General features: G+C 48.9%; 15 protein-coding genes. 12 read left to right on the top strand and 3 right to left on the bottom strand.

All coding sequences use genetic code 11. From position 1 onward, the window contains the following. The first annotated feature begins 61 nt into the window (after positions 1-61). The 5 genes from LZU85_RS14955 (at position 62) to LZU85_RS14935 (ending at position 8,644) form a co-directional block, all read left to right on the top strand. Entirely contained in the window at positions 62-790 is a 729-nt protein-coding gene (locus LZU85_RS14955; protein WP_040111048.1) for an oligogalacturonate-specific porin KdgM family protein, read from the top strand. A 15-nt stretch (positions 791-805) separates the two neighbouring features. After that, on the top strand, positions 806-3,037 hold the full coding sequence (locus tag LZU85_RS14950) for a right-handed parallel beta-helix repeat-containing protein (RefSeq protein WP_237287501.1): 2,232 nt from the start codon (positions 806-808) through the stop codon (positions 3,035-3,037). A gap of 287 nt (positions 3,038-3,324) precedes the next feature. Beyond that, the gene (locus LZU85_RS14945) at positions 3,325-5,097 is read left to right on the top strand and encodes a sodium:solute symporter family protein (protein ID WP_206625416.1); all 1,773 of its coding nucleotides are present in this window, start codon (positions 3,325-3,327) and stop codon (positions 5,095-5,097) included. Between the two features lie 65 nt (positions 5,098-5,162). Beyond that, a complete protein-coding gene (locus LZU85_RS14940) occupies positions 5,163-6,329 on the top strand; it encodes an oligogalacturonate lyase family protein (protein ID WP_237287499.1) in 1,167 nt (388 codons plus the stop codon). A gap of 251 nt (positions 6,330-6,580) precedes the next feature. Next, entirely contained in the window at positions 6,581-8,644 is a 2,064-nt protein-coding gene (locus tag LZU85_RS14935) for an alpha-amylase (protein ID WP_237287497.1), read from the top strand. Positions 8,645-8,749: 105 nt separating this feature from the next. Here the strand turns inward: LZU85_RS14935 and LZU85_RS14930 are convergent, their stop codons facing one another. Next, complete coding sequence (locus LZU85_RS14930) at positions 8,750-9,139, bottom strand: DUF302 domain-containing protein (RefSeq protein WP_011081812.1); 390 nt, start codon at positions 9,137-9,139, stop codon at positions 8,750-8,752. A gap of 408 nt (positions 9,140-9,547) precedes the next feature. Here LZU85_RS14930 and LZU85_RS14925 point away from each other — a divergent pair, with 408 nt between their 5' ends. The 6 genes from LZU85_RS14925 to arsB all read left to right on the top strand — a co-directional run bounded on the left by LZU85_RS14925 (position 9,548) and on the right by arsB (position 14,116). Beyond that, positions 9,548-10,297 carry a nucleoside recognition domain-containing protein gene (locus tag LZU85_RS14925; protein WP_011081811.1) on the top strand — a complete coding sequence of 250 codons (750 nt, stop codon included), beginning with the start codon at positions 9,548-9,550 and terminating at the stop codon, positions 10,295-10,297. Further along, positions 10,294-10,761: a YjiG family protein gene (locus LZU85_RS14920; protein ID WP_011081810.1), complete on the top strand. Its 468-nt coding sequence runs from the start codon at positions 10,294-10,296 to the stop codon at positions 10,759-10,761. The genes LZU85_RS14925 and LZU85_RS14920 overlap by 4 nt, the downstream gene beginning before the upstream one ends. 9 nt (positions 10,762-10,770) lie before the next feature. Further along, the gene (locus LZU85_RS14915) at positions 10,771-11,895 is read left to right on the top strand and encodes a M20 family metallopeptidase (RefSeq protein ID WP_103193278.1); all 1,125 of its coding nucleotides are present in this window, start codon (positions 10,771-10,773) and stop codon (positions 11,893-11,895) included. 168 nt (positions 11,896-12,063) lie between these two features. Then, positions 12,064-12,447 (top strand): hypothetical protein, encoded by a 384-nt coding sequence (locus LZU85_RS14910; protein ID WP_176299465.1) that lies wholly within the window; start codon positions 12,064-12,066, stop codon positions 12,445-12,447. A gap of 224 nt (positions 12,448-12,671) precedes the next feature. Continuing rightward, complete coding sequence (locus tag LZU85_RS14905) at positions 12,672-13,019, top strand: metalloregulator ArsR/SmtB family transcription factor (RefSeq protein WP_103193285.1); 348 nt, start codon at positions 12,672-12,674, stop codon at positions 13,017-13,019. A gap of 32 nt (positions 13,020-13,051) precedes the next feature. Next, complete coding sequence (gene arsB, locus LZU85_RS14900; protein WP_237287495.1) at positions 13,052-14,116, top strand: ACR3 family arsenite efflux transporter; 1,065 nt, start codon at positions 13,052-13,054, stop codon at positions 14,114-14,116. Positions 14,117-14,299: 183 nt separating this feature from the next. Here the strand turns inward: arsB and LZU85_RS14895 are convergent, their stop codons facing one another. Beyond that, positions 14,300-14,503 carry a hypothetical protein gene (locus LZU85_RS14895; protein ID WP_047111009.1) on the bottom strand — a complete coding sequence of 68 codons (204 nt, stop codon included), beginning with the start codon at positions 14,501-14,503 and terminating at the stop codon, positions 14,300-14,302. Positions 14,504-14,857: 354 nt separating this feature from the next. Between LZU85_RS14895 and LZU85_RS14890 the strand changes: the two genes are divergently transcribed. Further along, positions 14,858-16,498, top strand: coding sequence for a phosphoethanolamine transferase (locus LZU85_RS14890; protein WP_237287493.1), 1,641 nt, complete (start codon positions 14,858-14,860; stop codon positions 16,496-16,498). A gap of 20 nt (positions 16,499-16,518) precedes the next feature. On the opposite strand, the gene LZU85_RS14885 is transcribed toward LZU85_RS14890, so the two are convergent. Then, positions 16,519-17,415 carry a LysR family transcriptional regulator gene (locus LZU85_RS14885; protein ID WP_011081800.1) on the bottom strand — a complete coding sequence of 299 codons (897 nt, stop codon included), beginning with the start codon at positions 17,413-17,415 and terminating at the stop codon, positions 16,519-16,521. Between the last annotated feature and the right edge of the window lie 73 nt (positions 17,416-17,488).

Here is a 17,488-nt window from a genome sequence, read left to right as displayed (position 1 = left end):
AAATTCTGTTCTGTATATATATTAAAACGAAATTTAATATAAAGCAAAACGGTGTTTCAAAATGAAAATTAGATACCTTACCTCTGCACTACTCCTGACGTTAACGTCAACCGCTGCCAGCGCTGCTTCTATCAATATTCGTCATGAATTCCAACCGGACCATGGTGATAAAGCGGGGGCAAAACACGCTGACCGTATCGCGGTGAGCCATCGTTTTAAGAACGGTGTGGGTTTTGAAGTGGAAGCCAAGTGGCGTTCAAACAACGAAACGGGTGAGCACAATCAAGACCCATTCAGCGAGTTTGCTGGCAACGGCCAACAAGCCAATATCAGCTATCTCTACCGCATCAACGAATCGTTTACGCTCACACCGCAATACAAGTGGGAATCTAACGATACCAAGATGGGTAACCAGTTCAATTTAACCTTGGGTTACAAAGTGAATGACGATTGGTCGACCTCATTCCGTCATCGTTACCACTATGAAACGCGTCCAAATGTTGACCAAAGTTCTCATTACAACCGCTGGACATTCGGTGCGAGCTACCGCGGCATCGAAAACTGGGGATTGGGCGCAACGGTGGATTACACCTGGAAGCAAGAAGGTGAGGTGGTTTACAAAGACGACAATGCGGGTGTGAGTGAAGTGAACTTCACGTTTGAATACCAAGGCTTTGACAGCGGTTGGCGTCCTTTTGGCGAGATCGGTGCAACCCCATCGAAGAAGGATACTGACGAAGTCGATAGCTATCGTCCACGTTTCCGCGTCGGCATGAAATACAACTTCTAAGCAGAGGAACATGGTATGAAAAAGCACACTTTAGCCCTTTGCTTGGCCGCCATTCTTGCACCCGCGAGCTACGCAACAGAGATCAATGTCGCCGATTTAACTTGGAAAGCGATCACTTTTGGTCAGTCGACCGATATGAATTTTGGTTCAACCATCCTGCCTGAGAAAGTCGGCGTTAACCAGGTGACGGTGAACGGTCAAGCTGTCGAGGCGGGTAAGCTGGCTTCTCAATTTACGATTGAAAGCCGCGGCGGAAAACTGGCCAACTCCCATGAAGGACTGACATTCTATTACACAGAGCTCCCTACCCATGTCAATTTCACTTTGAGCGCGGATGTGGTTTTAGAACAGTTAGGGCCAGAAACGGGCGCGACGCCAAACCGTCAAGAAGGCGCAGGCCTGATGGTGCGTGATATTTTGGGCGCTGAGCGTTTGGTCCCTCAGCCAGGAGGGCATGAGGAGTTTCCATCGGCATCGAATATGGTGATGAACTTGTTGCGTTCGCACAGCCGCACCAACGATGGCATGACCAATTTTAACGCGTCGTTCCGTGAAGGGGTTTATCAACCTTGGGGGACGGCGGGTAACCGACTAAGCCGTGTCGATTATGCAGAAGGGGTACCTTATGGTACGGCTGAAACTTTCCGCATGACTCTGACACGCACTAATGATGGCTTCAAAGTCAGCTATCGCCAAGGTGACAAAGAGCAGACGCAAGAGGTGAAAGGCGCGAATGCCAATATTGTTGAGATGCAAAATCCAGAAAGTCAGTACATCGGCTTCTTTGCCTCGCGTAACGCCAAGATGAGCGTCAGCAATGTCGACCTACAATTGTCGCCAGCGGACACCATTGATGCACCGAAATACCAAGCCAAACAAGAACCTTTGGTTTTCCAATTAGCCTCTTCGGAGCTTTCGGCAACTCCGCGTTACCCTGTTCAAGCCAGAGCCAACTACACAGGCAACATCGAGCTTAAGCACAATGGCAAGGTTGTCGCGAAGCAGCAGGTCAACGCGGGGGATCTCTTCTCTCATACCATCGAGTTGGCGAGCAACAGTAACCAACTTGAGTTGGCGTTTACCGCGCTGGAAGGCCCAACCTTAGATAAGCAACTTCATCGTTACGAGGTAAAACGGGTCAGCTTGCCAAATCCGTTGCAGTTGTATGTCTCGCCAAGCGGTACCGCCTCTGGCAATGGCAGCGCTGAGAAGCCATTCGATTTTCTCACCGCGGTTAACTTACTGCCCGCTGGCGGTACCATCATTCTTCAAGATGGTGATTATCAAGGCATCACTCTGCCCATCACGGCAAGTGGCACCGCCGAACTGCCAAAACAGTTGAAAGCAGCGGGTGACAAGGTGCGTTTTGTGTCGGAATACCAGCACAACGCTAACTACTGGCACTACGAAAACATTGAAGTCGCCGGTGCTCAGTTTTTTGTGCACGGCAGCCATAACCGTTTTGAAAAAATGGTCACACACAGTGCGCCAGACACCGGTTTTGTTATCACTTCGCCAGAGAACATTGGCCGTGCGTTGTGGGCAAGCTACAACACAGTGATTGATAGCGAAAGTTACAACAATATGGATGAATCGCAGATCAACGCCGATGGCTTTGCGGCCAAAATGCGTATCGGTGATGGTAATACCTTCATTCGTTGTCTCTCTCATCACAATATCGACGACGGTTGGGATCTGTTCAATAAAGTGGAAGATGGCGCGAACGGCGCGGTGACCATCATCGATTCTATTGCCTTTAACAATGGCCGCACGCTAGCCGTGGCGAACAAGGGCGGCACCATCGGTAACGGTTTCAAACTCGGTGGCGAAGGCATTCCAGTTTCGCACGTGGTGAAAAATAGCTTGTCGTTCAACAACAACATGGATGGTTTCACCGACAACTTCAACCCAGGCTCGCTGGTGCTGAGCAACAACGTGGCGATCGACAACAAACGGTTTAACTACTTGTTCCGCCAAAGCCCTTATGCGGGCGATATCGAGCAGGGCTCCTTCATTGAAAACCGTTCGTACCGTTTCCAAGTGAGCAGCCAGTATGACGATGTGATCCACAGCGCCCATGCGTCGGACAACCAGTTTATTGTCGATGGTCGTACGCTGGGCAGCGATGGCAAAGCGATTGATCTTAAGTCACTGCAACCGCTAAAGCAGGCATCGGTCATCGATGAACAGCAACCGGTACCGGGTCTCAAGGAAGCGTTAGCGCTCAAACAGCTGGTTCAACAGTAACGCTCTTGCAAGGCTCGAGAGAGCCTTGCCTTTTCTAATGACAACGGTCTCAGATTTACCTTTTCACACTTGCTGCTGACACTCTTTCGGTGTTTTTTCGCTCTACTCGGCGTGGTTCGATTTTTGGTCAATACTCAAAGTAATCGGCAATCGTTTTGTAAGTGATCGCAATCACAAACTAGTGAATAAATTTAAAAATGAACCGTTGTTTTGATTTTAATCGCAGTACGTTTTGTATTTTGATATTAGAATTTACTTAAATTAAAACATCGTTTCGAGGTCCTATTATGGAATACGATTACTTAGTAATTGCAGGCTACTTTGCTCTGATGGTAGCAATCAGTCTGCTGTTTAAAAAAATGGCAAGTAACAGTACCAGTGATTACTTCCGCGGGGGCGGTAAAATGTTGTGGTGGATGGTGGGTGCCACAGCGTTTATGACACAGTTTTCAGCTTGGACATTTACCGGCGCTGCGGGTAAAGCGTTCAACGACGGTTTCGCGGTATTGGCCGTGTTTATCGGTAACATGGTGGCGTACATCTTTGCTTACTTCTACTTCGCTCGCCGTTTCCGCCAAATGCGCGTGGATACACCAACAGAAGGGGTTAAACGCCGTTTTGGTAATACCAACGAGCAGTTTTTCACTTGGGTGATCATCCCACTGAGTGTGATCAACGCAGGTGTGTGGCTAAACGGTCTGGGCGTGTTTGCTTCTGCCGTATTTAATGCCGACATCGTGACCACCATTTGGGTGACGGGTATTGCGGTATTGGCTATCTCATTACTGAGTGGTGCATGGGGCGTTGTGGCGTCGGACTTCATTCAAACACTGGTTGTGGCGGTGATCTCTATCGCGTGTGCGGCGGTGGCACTGTATGTGGTCGGTGGTCCGGGTGAAATCGTGGAGAACTTCCCGGGTGGCTTCATCATGGGCCCTGATATGAACTACCCACTGCTTCTTGTGTGTACGTTTATCTTCTTCATCGTTAAGCAGCTACAAAGTATCAACAACATGCAGGAGTCTTACCGTTTCCTAAACGCAAAAGACTCTAAGAACGCAAGCAAAGCGGCAGTCATGGCGCTGGTTATGATGGTGTTCGGTGCCATTATTTGGTTCATCCCACCATGGGCGTCGGCGATTCTTTACCCAGATGCCGCCACGCAATACGCCTCTCTAGGCGCGAAAGCGAGCGACGCGGTTTACCTTGTGTTTGCACGCGAAACCATGCCTCTTGGTACCGTTGGCCTGCTGATGGCAGGTCTATTCGCTGCGACCATGTCTTCAATGGATTCTGCGCTCAACCGTAACTCAGGCATCTTTGTTCGCAGTTTCTACTCAAACATCGTACGTAAAGGCAAAGCCGACGATAAAGAATTGCTACGTGCTGGTCAGATTGCCTGTCTGGTTAACGGTATCTTAGTTATCTTGATGGCTCAGTTCTTCAACTCACTGAAGCACCTAAGCCTGTTTGACCTAATGATGCAAGTTGCGACACTGCTGCAATCGCCAATTCTAGTGCCTCTGTTCCTTGGTATCGTGATTCGCAGAACGCCAAAATGGGCACCTTGGGCAACGGTTGTTTTCGGCATGTTGGTCTCTTGGTCTGTGGTGAAAATCTTCACTCCAGAATACGTGATGAGCTGGTTTGGCGTGGAAGAAATCACCCGTCGTGAAGCGGGCGAGTTGCGCACCATGATCACCATTGCGGCTCACCTATTCTTCACCGCTGGCTTCTTCTGTCTGACCACCTTGTTCTACAACGAAGCGAAAGACACCAACAAAGCGGCAACGGAAGAGTTCTTCAAAGACGTTGATACAGAATGTGTGGCGGAAGAAGGTCAAGACATCGTAGACCGTATGCAACGTGCAAAATTGGGTACGCTCGTGACTTACATGGCTGGTGGTTTAACGCTGATGGTGTTGATTCCAAACCCACTTTGGGGCCGTCTACTCTTCTTAGCGTGTGCCGCTGCTATCTTTGCTGTGGGCTATGGCTTGAAGAAGAGCGCTAAAGTCGATGAGCGCTCAACCAAGCTAGCAACCAGCAGTTCACAATAATTATTCAATAAAAATTTGATTTACGCTGCCAGCCAACGCTGGCAGCGGTTTAGCGGAGATATGTTATGGCTAAAGGCAAAATTATCACTCTTAACTTCGAAACCTTCGTAGACAGTGATACGCAGGTGAAAGTAACCCGTTTAACACCAACGGATGTTATCTGTCACCGCAATTACTTTTACCAGAAGTGCTTTACTCAGGATGGACAAAAGCTTCTTTTTGCAGGTGATTTTGATGGAAATCGCAACTATTACCTGCTGGATCTCAATACTCAGCAAGCAGTCCAACTGACAGAAGGTAAAGGGGATAATACCTTTGGTGGTTTCATTTCTAGCGATGATAAATCGTTCTTCTACGTGAAAAATGAACTGAACCTAATGAAAGTGGATCTCGAAACCCTTGAAGAGAGTGTCATTTATACCGTAGACGAAGAGTGGAAAGGGTATGGCACTTGGGTGGCGAACTCAGAGTGCACCAAATTGGTGGGCATTGAAATTCTTAAACGTGATTGGCAACCACTTACGTCGTGGGAGAAATTCGCCGAGTTTTATCACACCAACCCAAGGTGCCGTTTGATCAAAGTGGATATAGAAAGCGGTGAATTGGAGGTGATCCACCAAGAGAACGCGTGGCTTGGTCACCCTATTTACCGTCCATTTGACGATAGCACTGTGGGTTTTTGTCACGAAGGTCCGCACGATTTAGTCGATGCGCGCATGTGGCTGGTGAACGAAGATGGCTCGAACCTTCGCAAGATCAAATCGCATGCGCCGGGCGAATCGTGCACGCATGAATTCTGGATCCCTGATGGCAGCGCAATGGCTTATGTGTCTTACTTCAAGGGGCAAACAGAGCGTGTGATCTACAAAGCCAACCCAGACACATTAGAGAATGAAGAAGTGATGGTGATGCCACCTTGCTCGCACCTGATGAGTAACTTCGATGGTTCTCTGATGGTCGGCGATGGCTGCGATGCACCAGTCGATGTCGCCGATGCTAGTGGCTACAGCATCGAGAACGACCCGTTCCTATATGTGCTCAACACCAACAAGAAAACCTACGCGAAGCTGGCAAAACACAGCTCGTCTTGGAAAGTGCTGGATGGTGACCGCCAAATTACCCATCCACACCCTTCATTCACACCTAACGATGAAGGGGTGCTTTTCACCAGTGACTTCGAAGGGGTTCCCGCGATTTACATTGCTGACGTCCCTGCTGAACTTAAGCACTAATCACACAACGTCAATGGCAATAAAAACAAAGCCGGATGAAGCGATTCATCCGGCTTTTTCTACGCCCCTAGCGGCGAATTTGTGACCTCGGCAAAGTTTTAGGGCGTAGGGGGTGAGAAGGATGTGTTTGTTATTCCGTCGTTTTATTCTGAGCGTGATAAAAACGATCAAACGTCTACCCTTTTAAGCATCTATTGTTTTAAGCATCTGTTGCGATTTGAGAGGGGAAGGCGTGAACAACGGACTGAACGATGAAACTGAACGCCATAACCCTAACTCTGCTTCTCAGCTCGACAGCGGCGATTGCCGAGCCGAATCTAACCATTTCAACCACCACCAACAGCCGAGATTTTCCGCTCAGTGCCGAGCAGCCATTAGTGGTGCCGCTGGTCAAAGAGAGCTATCAACTGAAAATCACCGGGCTGGAAGGCGATTGCCAAGCGCCGGATGCGCAGGTGATTAAGTTCAATCAACCCATTGCGTTGAATTGTGGCAAAGTGACCGAACTTCCGCTAAAAATCCGCTTTACGGGTGACTACAGCTTTGAACTGGACCCGAACGCCAACACGCTGACATTCAAACGTGAGCCGAAAAAGGTCGCTAAAACCGAATTCAAACGCCCATTGCCGCAGGTGACTTGTGAAGTTTACCAAGGCGGTGAAGTGACGATTGAACTGGGCGACAGCTTCAAAGACGGCACCTCACTGCGTGACGCCTACAGTGGCCAAGTGGTGAGCGTGAAAAAAGGCAAAGTGAGCTTAACGCCATCAGCGCAATCTGGCGGTTTGGTGCTGCTGGAACCGGTTAAACAAAACAAAAAAGCGCGCCCTTTCGATTACCGCAACGCCAATATTTACTTCGTGATGGTGGATCGCTTTAACAATGGCGACACCAGCAATGACCAAAGCTATGGTCGCCAGAAGGACGGTAAAGAGGAAATCGGCACCTTCCACGGGGGCGATCTTAAAGGGGTGATTGAAAAACTCGACTACATTCAACGTCTCGGCACCGATGCGATTTGGTTGTCGCCTATCGTGGAACAAGTGCACGGTTTTGTTGGTGGTGGCGACAGCGGTTCTTTCCCATTTTATGCCTATCACGGCTATTGGACGCGTGATTTTACCAAGATCGATGAGAACTTTGGCCGCGATGAAGATTTGAAAACGCTGGTGGAAGAGGCGCATAAACGCGGCATCAAAGTTTTGCTCGATGCAGTGATCAACCATTCCGGGTATTCAACACTGGCGGATCTGCAATTTGATGGCATGCAAGTGACGACAAAAGAAGCGAACTTGCCAGAAAAATGGGCCAACTGGCAGCCAACATCGGGTGAAAACTGGCATAGCTATCACTCTGCGATCGACTATCAAAGCCAAAACTGGTCACAGTGGTGGGGGGCAGATTGGGTGCGCACTGGGCTTCCGGGTTACCAAAAACCGGGCAGCAGCGACATGACTTTGTCTCTCGCTGGGTTGCCTGATTTTCGCACCGAGTCGACCCAAGCGGTGACGCCACCACAGTGGTTGTTAGATAACCCTGGCACGCGCGTGGTGGCACGCGATAACTACACCGTCAGCGACTATTTGATTGAGTGGCAAACCGATTGGGTGAAACGCTTTGGTATTGATGGCTATCGGGTAGATACGGTCAAACACGTTGAAGGCGAAGTGTGGAAGCGCCTGAAACAAGAAGCGACGAAAAGCCTCGATGCGTGGCGCAAAGCCAATGGCCAATCGGGTGCGCCATTTTGGATGATGGGGGAAGTGTGGGGCCATTCTGCCTACCGCAGCCCTTATTTTGACGACGGTTTTGATGCGCTGATCAACTTTGATATGCAAAAGAAACTCGATAAAGGCGCAGCCTGTTTTAGCCAAATGGCCGATACCTATCGCGATTACGCCAACACCATCGCGCAGCAGAGTGATTTTAACCCAGTGAGCTACATGTCTTCGCACGATACTGAGCTGTTCTTTAGCCGATTTAAAGACTATGCCGTGCAGCGCAACGCCGCAAACGCATTACTGCTCAGCCCTGGTGCGGTGCAGATTTACTATGGCGATGAAGTAGGGCGCAATATTGGCCCATACGCGGATGATTTCCATCAAGGCACTCGCTCGGACATGGTATGGCAATTGAGCGCAGAGCAGCAAACATTGCTCAGTCATTGGCAGAAACTGGGCCAGTTCCGCCGAGCGCATCCCGCGGTTGGCGCTGGTGTGCATCAGGAGATTGAACAAACTGGCGCGTACGTTTTCTCCCGAACTTTAGGGGATGACAAAGTGGTTGTGGCGTTTGTCGGTCACGCCGCTCAATAGCGACGAAAAGCACCTTGTCCTCAATGTTCGCCACCCAGAGTGGTGGCGAACATAACGCTAGGCATGCTGGTTGAGCAATACAGAGTTAGAGGCGTGAGTGTCGCATCACTGTTTTAGCCCATCGCAAACGCGCATCAGTTTCTCTTTCACTTGCCCTGCTAGCCCTTCGATACCGGGCTGATCCACCATGCTGAGCACCGCAGACGGATCCATAAACGCCACCGTCACGCTGTCATCTTCTTCCACCCGCACCACCACATTGCACGGCAGCAATAAGCCAATGTCTGGCTCGGCGGTGATCGCTTGATTGGCCAAGTGAGGGTTGCAAGCGCCGAGAATCACATAAGGTTTTCTATCCACATCGATCTTTTTCTTTAAGGTCGCTTTGACGTCAATTTCGGTCAAAATACCAAAGCCTTCTTTGGCGAGTTCTTGCGTTACTTTTTCGATCGCTTGTTCATAGCTGCCAGCAAACTGAGTGCTAAATCCGTACATGTTTATCTCCTTGATGGATAAATTCCGTTTGAGTATAGGAGAGAAAGACGGCGTTTGAGCAATGGCAAAAGGGTCGTTCAAACGGTGAAAGTTCGATGATCGCCGCAAATCTCTTTTATCTCGCGAAAGAAAAGCGACGTTTGCCGCAAAAGAGCCATAAAAATTGCTAGCACACTGTTATGAAATGTGAGGGATTTGGTTTCTAATTTGCTTGGTCGTGAATGGATTAAAAAACCTAATTTGTGTTATTAATTAATATAATATGTTAATTGTGATGGTTATCAAAAAATAATATTTCAATAGTGGCTTATTTAATCGTTTGGCGCGGGGGTTGACCCTGATCAGTATGTAACCCATCTTCTACGTTCAAGATCCTATGCGTTCAGTTCCACAACCATAGGTGAATTTATGACAACTCCTGTTCAAACAGAACGCAAGGTAACGATTGGGAGCTACATTGCTCTCGCGTTTGCCGTTGTGTTCTTCTCGGGCCTACTGCAATCGAATCAGTGGTATGGCGTTTTTGACTTTACGACGCTAAACGGTGCGTTCGGTAAAGTGGCGTACGGCGTGAACGAAACGGCCGATGGCGTACAAGCCATGACCACCTCTTTCCGTGGTACGGGCGGTAGCGGTGCGCGTGATGGCTTCATCTTCGCATTGACCTTAATTCCAACGGTGATGTTCGCTTTGGGTATGATCAACGTGCTTGAGCACTACGGCGCATTGGATGCAGCACGCAAATTGCTAACGCCACTACTACGCCCACTGATGAACATCCCAGGTAACACGGGTCTTGCATTGATCGCCTCGCTGCAAAGTACCGATGCGGGTGCGGCGATGACGCGTCAGTTGAAAGACGAAGGCCACCTGACCAAGCGCGAAACGGACGTGTTCACTATGTTCCAGTTCACTGCCGGTGCCACCATCGTTAACTTCTTCTCTTCTGGCGCAGTGCTTTTCACCCTCACGATGGCGGACGGTTCACCAGCGGTAACGTCATCTATCGGCCTCGCGGTTGCTGTGATGTTCGTCTTCAAAATCGTCGGCGCGAACTTGTTCCGCATCTACCTAAACCTAACGGAAGGTAAAGAAGACAAACAAGACAACGCGGATCAAGACAAACCACAAACGCTAAAAGAAGAGGCAGCAAAATGAGTGAAGTAAAAGCAAAGAAGCCGATTGTGACCGACATTTTTGTTGAAGGCGCGAAAAAAGGCTGGGTTATTGCCACCACCTCGACCGTTCCTAACGTTCTGATGGCGTTTGTGATCATCAAAGCGCTGCAAATCACAGGCACACTTGATTTGATGGGCAGCGTATTTTCACCCGTGATGGCGGTGTTTGGTTTGCCGGGTGAAGCAGCAGCGGTATTGATCGGTGCGTGGATGTCGATGGGTGGTGCAGTGGGTGTGGTGATCAGCTTGTTTGACCAAGGCATCCTTAACGGCACTCACATCGCGATTTTGGCGCCAGCGATCTACCTAATGGGCTCACAAGTTCAGTACGTTGGCCGTATCTTGGGTCCTATCGGCACCGAAGGCCGCTACATTCCAGTGATGATCGCAATTTCAGTATTGAACGCCTTTGGCGCCATGCTGGTGATGAACCTGTTTGTCTAGGAGTAAGATATGCAATTTTCTCTCGAGCATTATCTGGAAGAACTAAAGCCGCTGATCAACGTTGATTGCGGTACCTACACGCTAGAAGGCATCGAATATATTGCCAGCCAGTTTGAGCAAAAGTTTCAAGCGATGAACGGCTGGCAGATCAAGCGTGTCGATTGCGGTAAAGCGGGTGTCGGTCTTGAAATTCGCAATCAACCGGATGCTGCGCACATCGATGTGATGATGATTGGTCACATGGATACCGTGTTCCCGGTCGGTACGGCAGCGGCACGCCCGATGTCGCTAGACGCTGAGAAAGCGTACGGCCCAGGCGTGTCGGACATGAAATCTGGCTTGCTCAACATCGTATACGCGATGCGCAATTTGGACCAAGCAGTGCTGGACAAGCTTTCTATTTGCATCTGCATGAATCCAGACGAAGAAACAGGCTCTGGCGATTCGGTTGAATGGATTCAATCGGTCGCCAAACTGGCCAAAAACGTGCTGGTGGCCGAAGCCGCTCGCGCCGATGGTGGCTTAGTGAAAGCGCGTAAAGGCATGGCGGGTTACAAGATCAACTTCAAAGGCATTGCGGCGCACGCGGGTAACGATCCAGAAAAAGGTCGCAGCGCGATCACTGAAATGGCACAGTGGATCATGGCAATCAATGCGATGACCAACTTTGAATCAGGTACCACCTTAAACGTGGGTGTGGTGTCTGGTGGTGCGGGTGCCAACATTGTGCCGGAACACGCGCAAGCGGTGGTGGACGTGCGTTTCTGGAACAACGCAGAATACGATGACGTAGACACCAAGCTCAATGCCATGGCACAAACGCCATTTGTGGACGGCGTAAGCGTGACCATCGAGCGTGAGGCGTACAAACCGTCTATGGTGCCAAGCGAGCAGACCGAAGGCCTGATGCAATTAGTGGAAAGCGCAGCGCAAGAGCTGTCGATTGATCTGAACTGGCACGCGGTGGGCGGTGGCTCTGATGCGAACAACACGGCGATTTTGGGTGTGCCTACTCTTGATGGTTTGGGCCCAATCGGCGCGGGTTTCCACAGTGATCAAGAGTACCTTGTGCTGGCCTCGATTGAACCGCGCATTCGCATGCTGATGCGTGTGCTTGAAAAGCTTGCAGCCTAAATCTTTGACCGCTTAGTAAGGCGTTAAATCCAAACCCCGTGGTATCCCATGACCACGGGGTTTTTATTTGGCTGTGATTTTGTGCCACAGATTTCAACATTGATACTGTTTATTTCCCATCGCCTCTCCTACGCTTTTCTCATCGTGTCGACAAAGGAAGTACTCACTATGAAAGCATTATTGATTTCTCTGGTTATTGGGCTGGCAACTTCACCACTGGCGTTGGCTGAAAAACCGAACTGGGCGGGGGAAGGCAAACCCAGCAAAGAAGCGGTGGAGCAACATGCCGAAGAAATGATGCAAAAACACTGTGACAAGAAAGACAAAGAGTGTTTGAAAAAACTGGAAAAAGAACAGAAAAAAGCCGCCAAAGAAAAAGGCAAAAAAGAAGAACAAAAAGCGATGAAGGAGATGAATAAGCAGGAGAAAGAAGCGCGTAAACAAGCGCTCAAAGAGAAAAAGCAAGCGTTAAAAGATCAGCGCGAAAAGCTTGAAATGGAAGAAGAGAATATCGAAAAAGAGCTAAAAGAGTTGGAGAAAAGCGAAGAGTAAACGTGAGTTGTTCTGCTCCAACGACGCATTCTGTGAAAACCACCTGCTTGAACTATGGGTCACGACTGGTGGTTTTTTGAATCATTGAGAAAGGTTGTGTGCATTGGCCTGGCCTTTTGCGCACTACCATACCTCTGCTTACTCTTTCCTTATGACAGGCTAAGACTTGACATATGTTTTTTCATATATATGATTTTCCGCATATTTTCGATTGAGTGTTTGCTATGTCTAATCCCCTTTTTCTCTATAAAGCACTTTCGGAAGAAACTCGTCTTAAATCTCTGCTTTTAATGCAAAAGCTTGGGGAGTTGTGTGTTTGTGATTTGATGGAAGCCCTGAATTTAAGTCAGCCGAAAGTCTCTCGCCATCTGGCTGAGCTACGTAAGCAGGAGCTGGTGTTGGATGAACGCCGCGGTAAATGGGTCTACTACCAAATCCATCCTCAGCTTGCTCCTTGGATGAAGCAAGTGCTGCAAACCACGTTGGAAAACAATCTTGCGTTTATTGAATCAGAGCTAGAAAGCATCCTTGGCAAGTCTTGCCGCAGCGATGTGAGTCATTGCGCCCAATAAGCGCATCCAGAACAAATTTGAAAGAGGTTGATATGAACCAGACCGTCAGTTGTGAAGAGAGCAGTGCTTATCACAAGATGAGCTTTCTTGATCGATACCTAACGTTATGGATTTTTCTCGCCATGGCGGTTGGGGTCGGCATTGGTGTGCTGTTCCCTCAAGTCGCGCAGTGGAATGAAGCGCTTTCGGTGGGCTCGACCAATATTCCGTTGGCTATTGGGTTGATTTTAATGATGTATCCGCCACTGGCTAAGGTCAACTATAGCCTACTGGGTGAAGTGACTCGCGATAAACGCGCCATCACCTTGTCGCTGGTGATGAACTGGATCGTCGGGCCAATTTTGATGTTCGCTTTGGCGATCATTTTCCTGCGTGATCAACCGGGGTATATGGTCGGGCTTATTTTAATTGGCTTGGCGCGCTGCATTGCAATGGTGCTGGTTTGGAATGACATCAGCGGCGGCAATAAAGAGTACGGTGCCACGTTGGTGGCGTTGAACAGCGCTTTTCAAATTTTTACCTACAGCTTTATGGCGTGGTTGTTTATCACGGTGCTTCCGCCCTATTTTGGCTTGGAAAGCGTGGTGGTCGATGTGACGATTCTCGACATCGCACAAAGCGTTTTGATCTACCTTGGTATTCCATTCTTAGCGGGCTTTTTAAGCCGAAAATGGCTGGTCGCTGCCAAAGGTGAGCAGTGGTACAACGAGGTGTTTATCTCACGTGTTTCGCCCATCACATTAGTTGCGCTGCTCGCCACCATCGTGCTGATGTTCAGCCTCAAAGGTGACATGATCATCGAGTTGCCGATGGATGTGTTTCAAATCGCTGTCCCGCTGGTGATTTACTTTATGGTGATGTTTTTTGCCAGCTTTTACATCGGCAAGCGCTTAGGGCTGCCTTACGATCAAAATGCCTCTATCGCTTTTACTTCATCAGGCAATAATTTCGAGCTTGCGATCGCCGTTTCCATTGCGGTGTTTGGACTCAATTCAGACCAAGCGTTTGCTGGCGTGATCGGGCCTTTGGTCGAGGTGCCTGTGTTGATTGCGTTGGTCAATGTCGCGCTAAGAATGAAACGCAAATATCGCGTTTAGCTAAAGTCGGTATTGGTCTTTACCTCACTTGAGTTGCTCAGCTATTGCAATGAAAAGCGATGGCAATAGAAAGCGTCTTTATCGGGATAATCACCAATACCTCGTTGTTGCAGTTCACCAAGTCAAATGACACCAAGGATCGAGTGGGATAATCCTTGGTCAGCGTTTGGTGCTTGCTCGTGTTTACGCTTCGCCAGAGAATTTATTGCTCAATTCCTCAAGCTGTTTCCAGCGCTGTGGGTATTTGTTGTTGAGAACTAGGAAGAAGTCAGCAAGGTCCAAGCTCTCACTCACAGCCACTTCAACGATTCGGTTCAAGTAGATTTCTTCAGTTTCAAAAGAACGCATCGGATTGCGTTCCAAAAAAAGCATTACGTCGTTTTTCATATCTAAACTCCATATTGATGAAAAGCGTCAAGCGCCAGATTTTCAATATTGATAACTATATAACCTCGCTATTCCATTGCAACTGACTTTCACTTGAAGTGTGTTTCAGCACATTACAGCTGTCTAGTTTGTAAGCAGTGTGGTTGGCGATGATCCCCGCTCTACTTGACGCCGAAGTCGTGTCGCTAAGTACCTCCACAGAACGCCAGTTTAGCAAACCACATCGTTTATCGATGGATGATTGGGTTTCTTAAGCCAATCTTAAGTTTCGCTCGATATGATTCGCCTTGTTGAAGCAGTTCCTCACTTTTAAAGGAAAACTGCACCAATTTTCATTTTTCAATTGGTTATGTTATGCAGCGAATTTTAAAAAATACCCATTTCTCGTATGTTGGCATCACATTGATGTTGGCGAGCTACTTTGCGTTTTTGGTTAACATCCCGATCTACGCCACGTTGCATTCGATCTTAAGTAGCTTAGATACCGTTAAGATTGGCTTTGTCATTTCGATCCCGCTGTTCTTTCTCGCGGCGTTTAATTTGCTGTTTAATCTGTTTAGCTGGCCTTGGTTCACTAAGCCCTTTTTTGCTGTGTTGCTGCTGGTTTCTGCCGCAGCGAGCTATGCGGGTTTTAACTACGGCACCTTGTTTGACTCCGATATGATCGCCAACATTCTCGAGACGGACTCTGCCGAGGCGAGCGCGTACCTCAGTGGCTATTCTGTGCTGTGGATTGGTTTAATGGGGGTGTTACCCGCTGTGCTACTGGCGGTGACGCCGATTCGCTCAAGCGGCTCATGGCTGCGATTTATTGGCCGCAAGCTTGTCTCGATGGTGATTTCTCTGGCGGTGATTGTCGCAATTGCAGGGCTTTACTACCAAGATTACGCGTCCGTTGGGCGTAACAACCCTTATCTTCGTCAAGAGATCATTCCCACTCAATTGGTGTACAGCATCGGTAAGTATGTTCACCGCACGTACTTTTATCAGCCCATGGCATACCAAGTCTTGGGCGAGGATGCGCAGCAGTCGTCACAAGCGTTACAACAAGCGAAAACAAAGCCGACGCTGATGGTGTTCATTCTTGGCGAAACTGCGCGCTCAAACAACTTTGAGTTGAACGGTTACCCCAGAGCAACCAACGCTTACACCAAAGATCTTGATGTGATCTCATTTAGCCAAGTCTCGTCGTGTGGAACCGCAACGGCGGTATCGGTGCCTTGCATGTTTTCTGTAATGAAACACGGGAACTATTCGAAGAGCGTGGCGGATAATCAAGATAACGTTATCGACATTCTTAAACGCGCCAACGTTGACCAATTGTGGCTTGAAAATGACGGAGGTGACAAAGGCGTAGCGCACAACATCCAAAAAACGGTGGTGGATCGCAACGCAAAAAATGCCTTCTGCGATGGCAATACCTGTTACGACATGGCGATGTTGGAAGACTTCTCACAACGAGTTGACGGCATGCAAGGAAACCGAGTGGTGTTTTTGCATGGCATGGGCAGCCATGGGCCGACCTATTTCCGACGTTACCCGGAGCAACAGGCCGCGTTTCAGCCAGATTGCCCGCGTGCTGACATCGAAAACTGCAGCGTCGAGCAGATCGTTAACAGTTACGACAACACCATCTTGTATACCGACTACGTGATTGCGCAGACCATTGAACAGTTAAAAGCGCTGCAAAATCAGTTTAACACCGCGCTGATTTATGTCTCTGACCACGGTGAATCCTTGGGCGAAGATGGGCTCTTTCTGCATGGTATGCCGTATGCGCTCGCGCCAGAAAACCAAACCAAAGTGCCGATGCTTTTTTGGGCATCCAACGGTTTTGCCAAAGAAAAAGGGTTAGACAGAAAATGCTTAGCCAATGAAGCAACACACGGCGCGTTTTCTCACGATAACCTGTTCCACTCTATGCTTGGCATCATGGATGTGAAAACTCAGGTTTATCAAAGTGATCTGGATATTTTTGCCCAGTGCCGCAGTTAACCAGTACTCAGTTAATGTCGTTACTGAGTAAAGTAGCGACTGAGTCGTTCACGAAGCCATTGGTTGGCAGGGCTGTTGATCTCTCGGTTATGGATGAGAAGCCGATAGGTGATGGGAATGGCAGTCATTGGAGAGTGGAGAACTTGCAGACCCAGTGTCTCGGCAAATTGCTCCGCCAATGAGCGGGTGACCATGGCAATGCAATCGCTGGTGGCAACGAGTGACATCTGCGCCACCATCGAATCGCATTCGGCCGCAACCCGTCTAACGTTGAGAAACTCTTCGGTAAAGTAATCGGCGAGGTAGACATTTTCTCGACGCATTTTTAAGGTGATGTGCTTCTCTTGGTAATACTCATCGCGGCTAATCGCCCCTTGAATACGCGGGTGCCCACGCCGTGCAATCAAGCAAATTTCGTCATTCATCAGCTTTTCTGAATAGAAAGAAGGGGCTGAATGGTGCACAAAATCAATCGCGAGATCCGCTTGCTGTTGGTTCAAACGCGTAAACTGTTCGTCTACATCGTAAGGCATGTGTTGGAGCTCGATGTCGATTTTGCCCAGTGTCGAATCGCCTTCAATCTTAGGCAGCAGTGTTAGCATCAAAGGCTCTGGCGCATAAATGACAAACTTGCGGTAGGTGTCGGTGCGAAAGGCTTCTAGGCTTTCCAAAGCATTGTGAATTTGGCTGAGCGCCGGTTCAACTTGCCTAGCCAACTCATGTGCATGGTGTGTGGGGGCAATTCCACGGCCATCACGAGTAAACAGGGTGACGCCAAGTTGCTCTTGTAGACGTTTTAAAATGCCACTGACGCCGGGCTGGGTTAACCCCATGGCGTCAGCCGCCAAGGTGATCGAACGGTGGCGATACACGGTGACAAATACTTTCAATAAGTTGAAGTCGATCGGGTTATCCATAGCCTTAATACATCGCAGTTTGTTATGTTTTGAGCTAAGTTTTATAGAACTTTAGCGATGAGTCAATCAAGGT

The organism is Vibrio floridensis (assembly GCF_021852965.1).
In the GTDB taxonomy this organism is placed as follows: Bacteria; Pseudomonadota; Gammaproteobacteria; order Enterobacterales; family Vibrionaceae; genus Vibrio; species Vibrio floridensis.
Note: the sequence above shows the minus strand (reverse complement) of the source record. Positions and strands in the feature narration are given on the sequence as shown.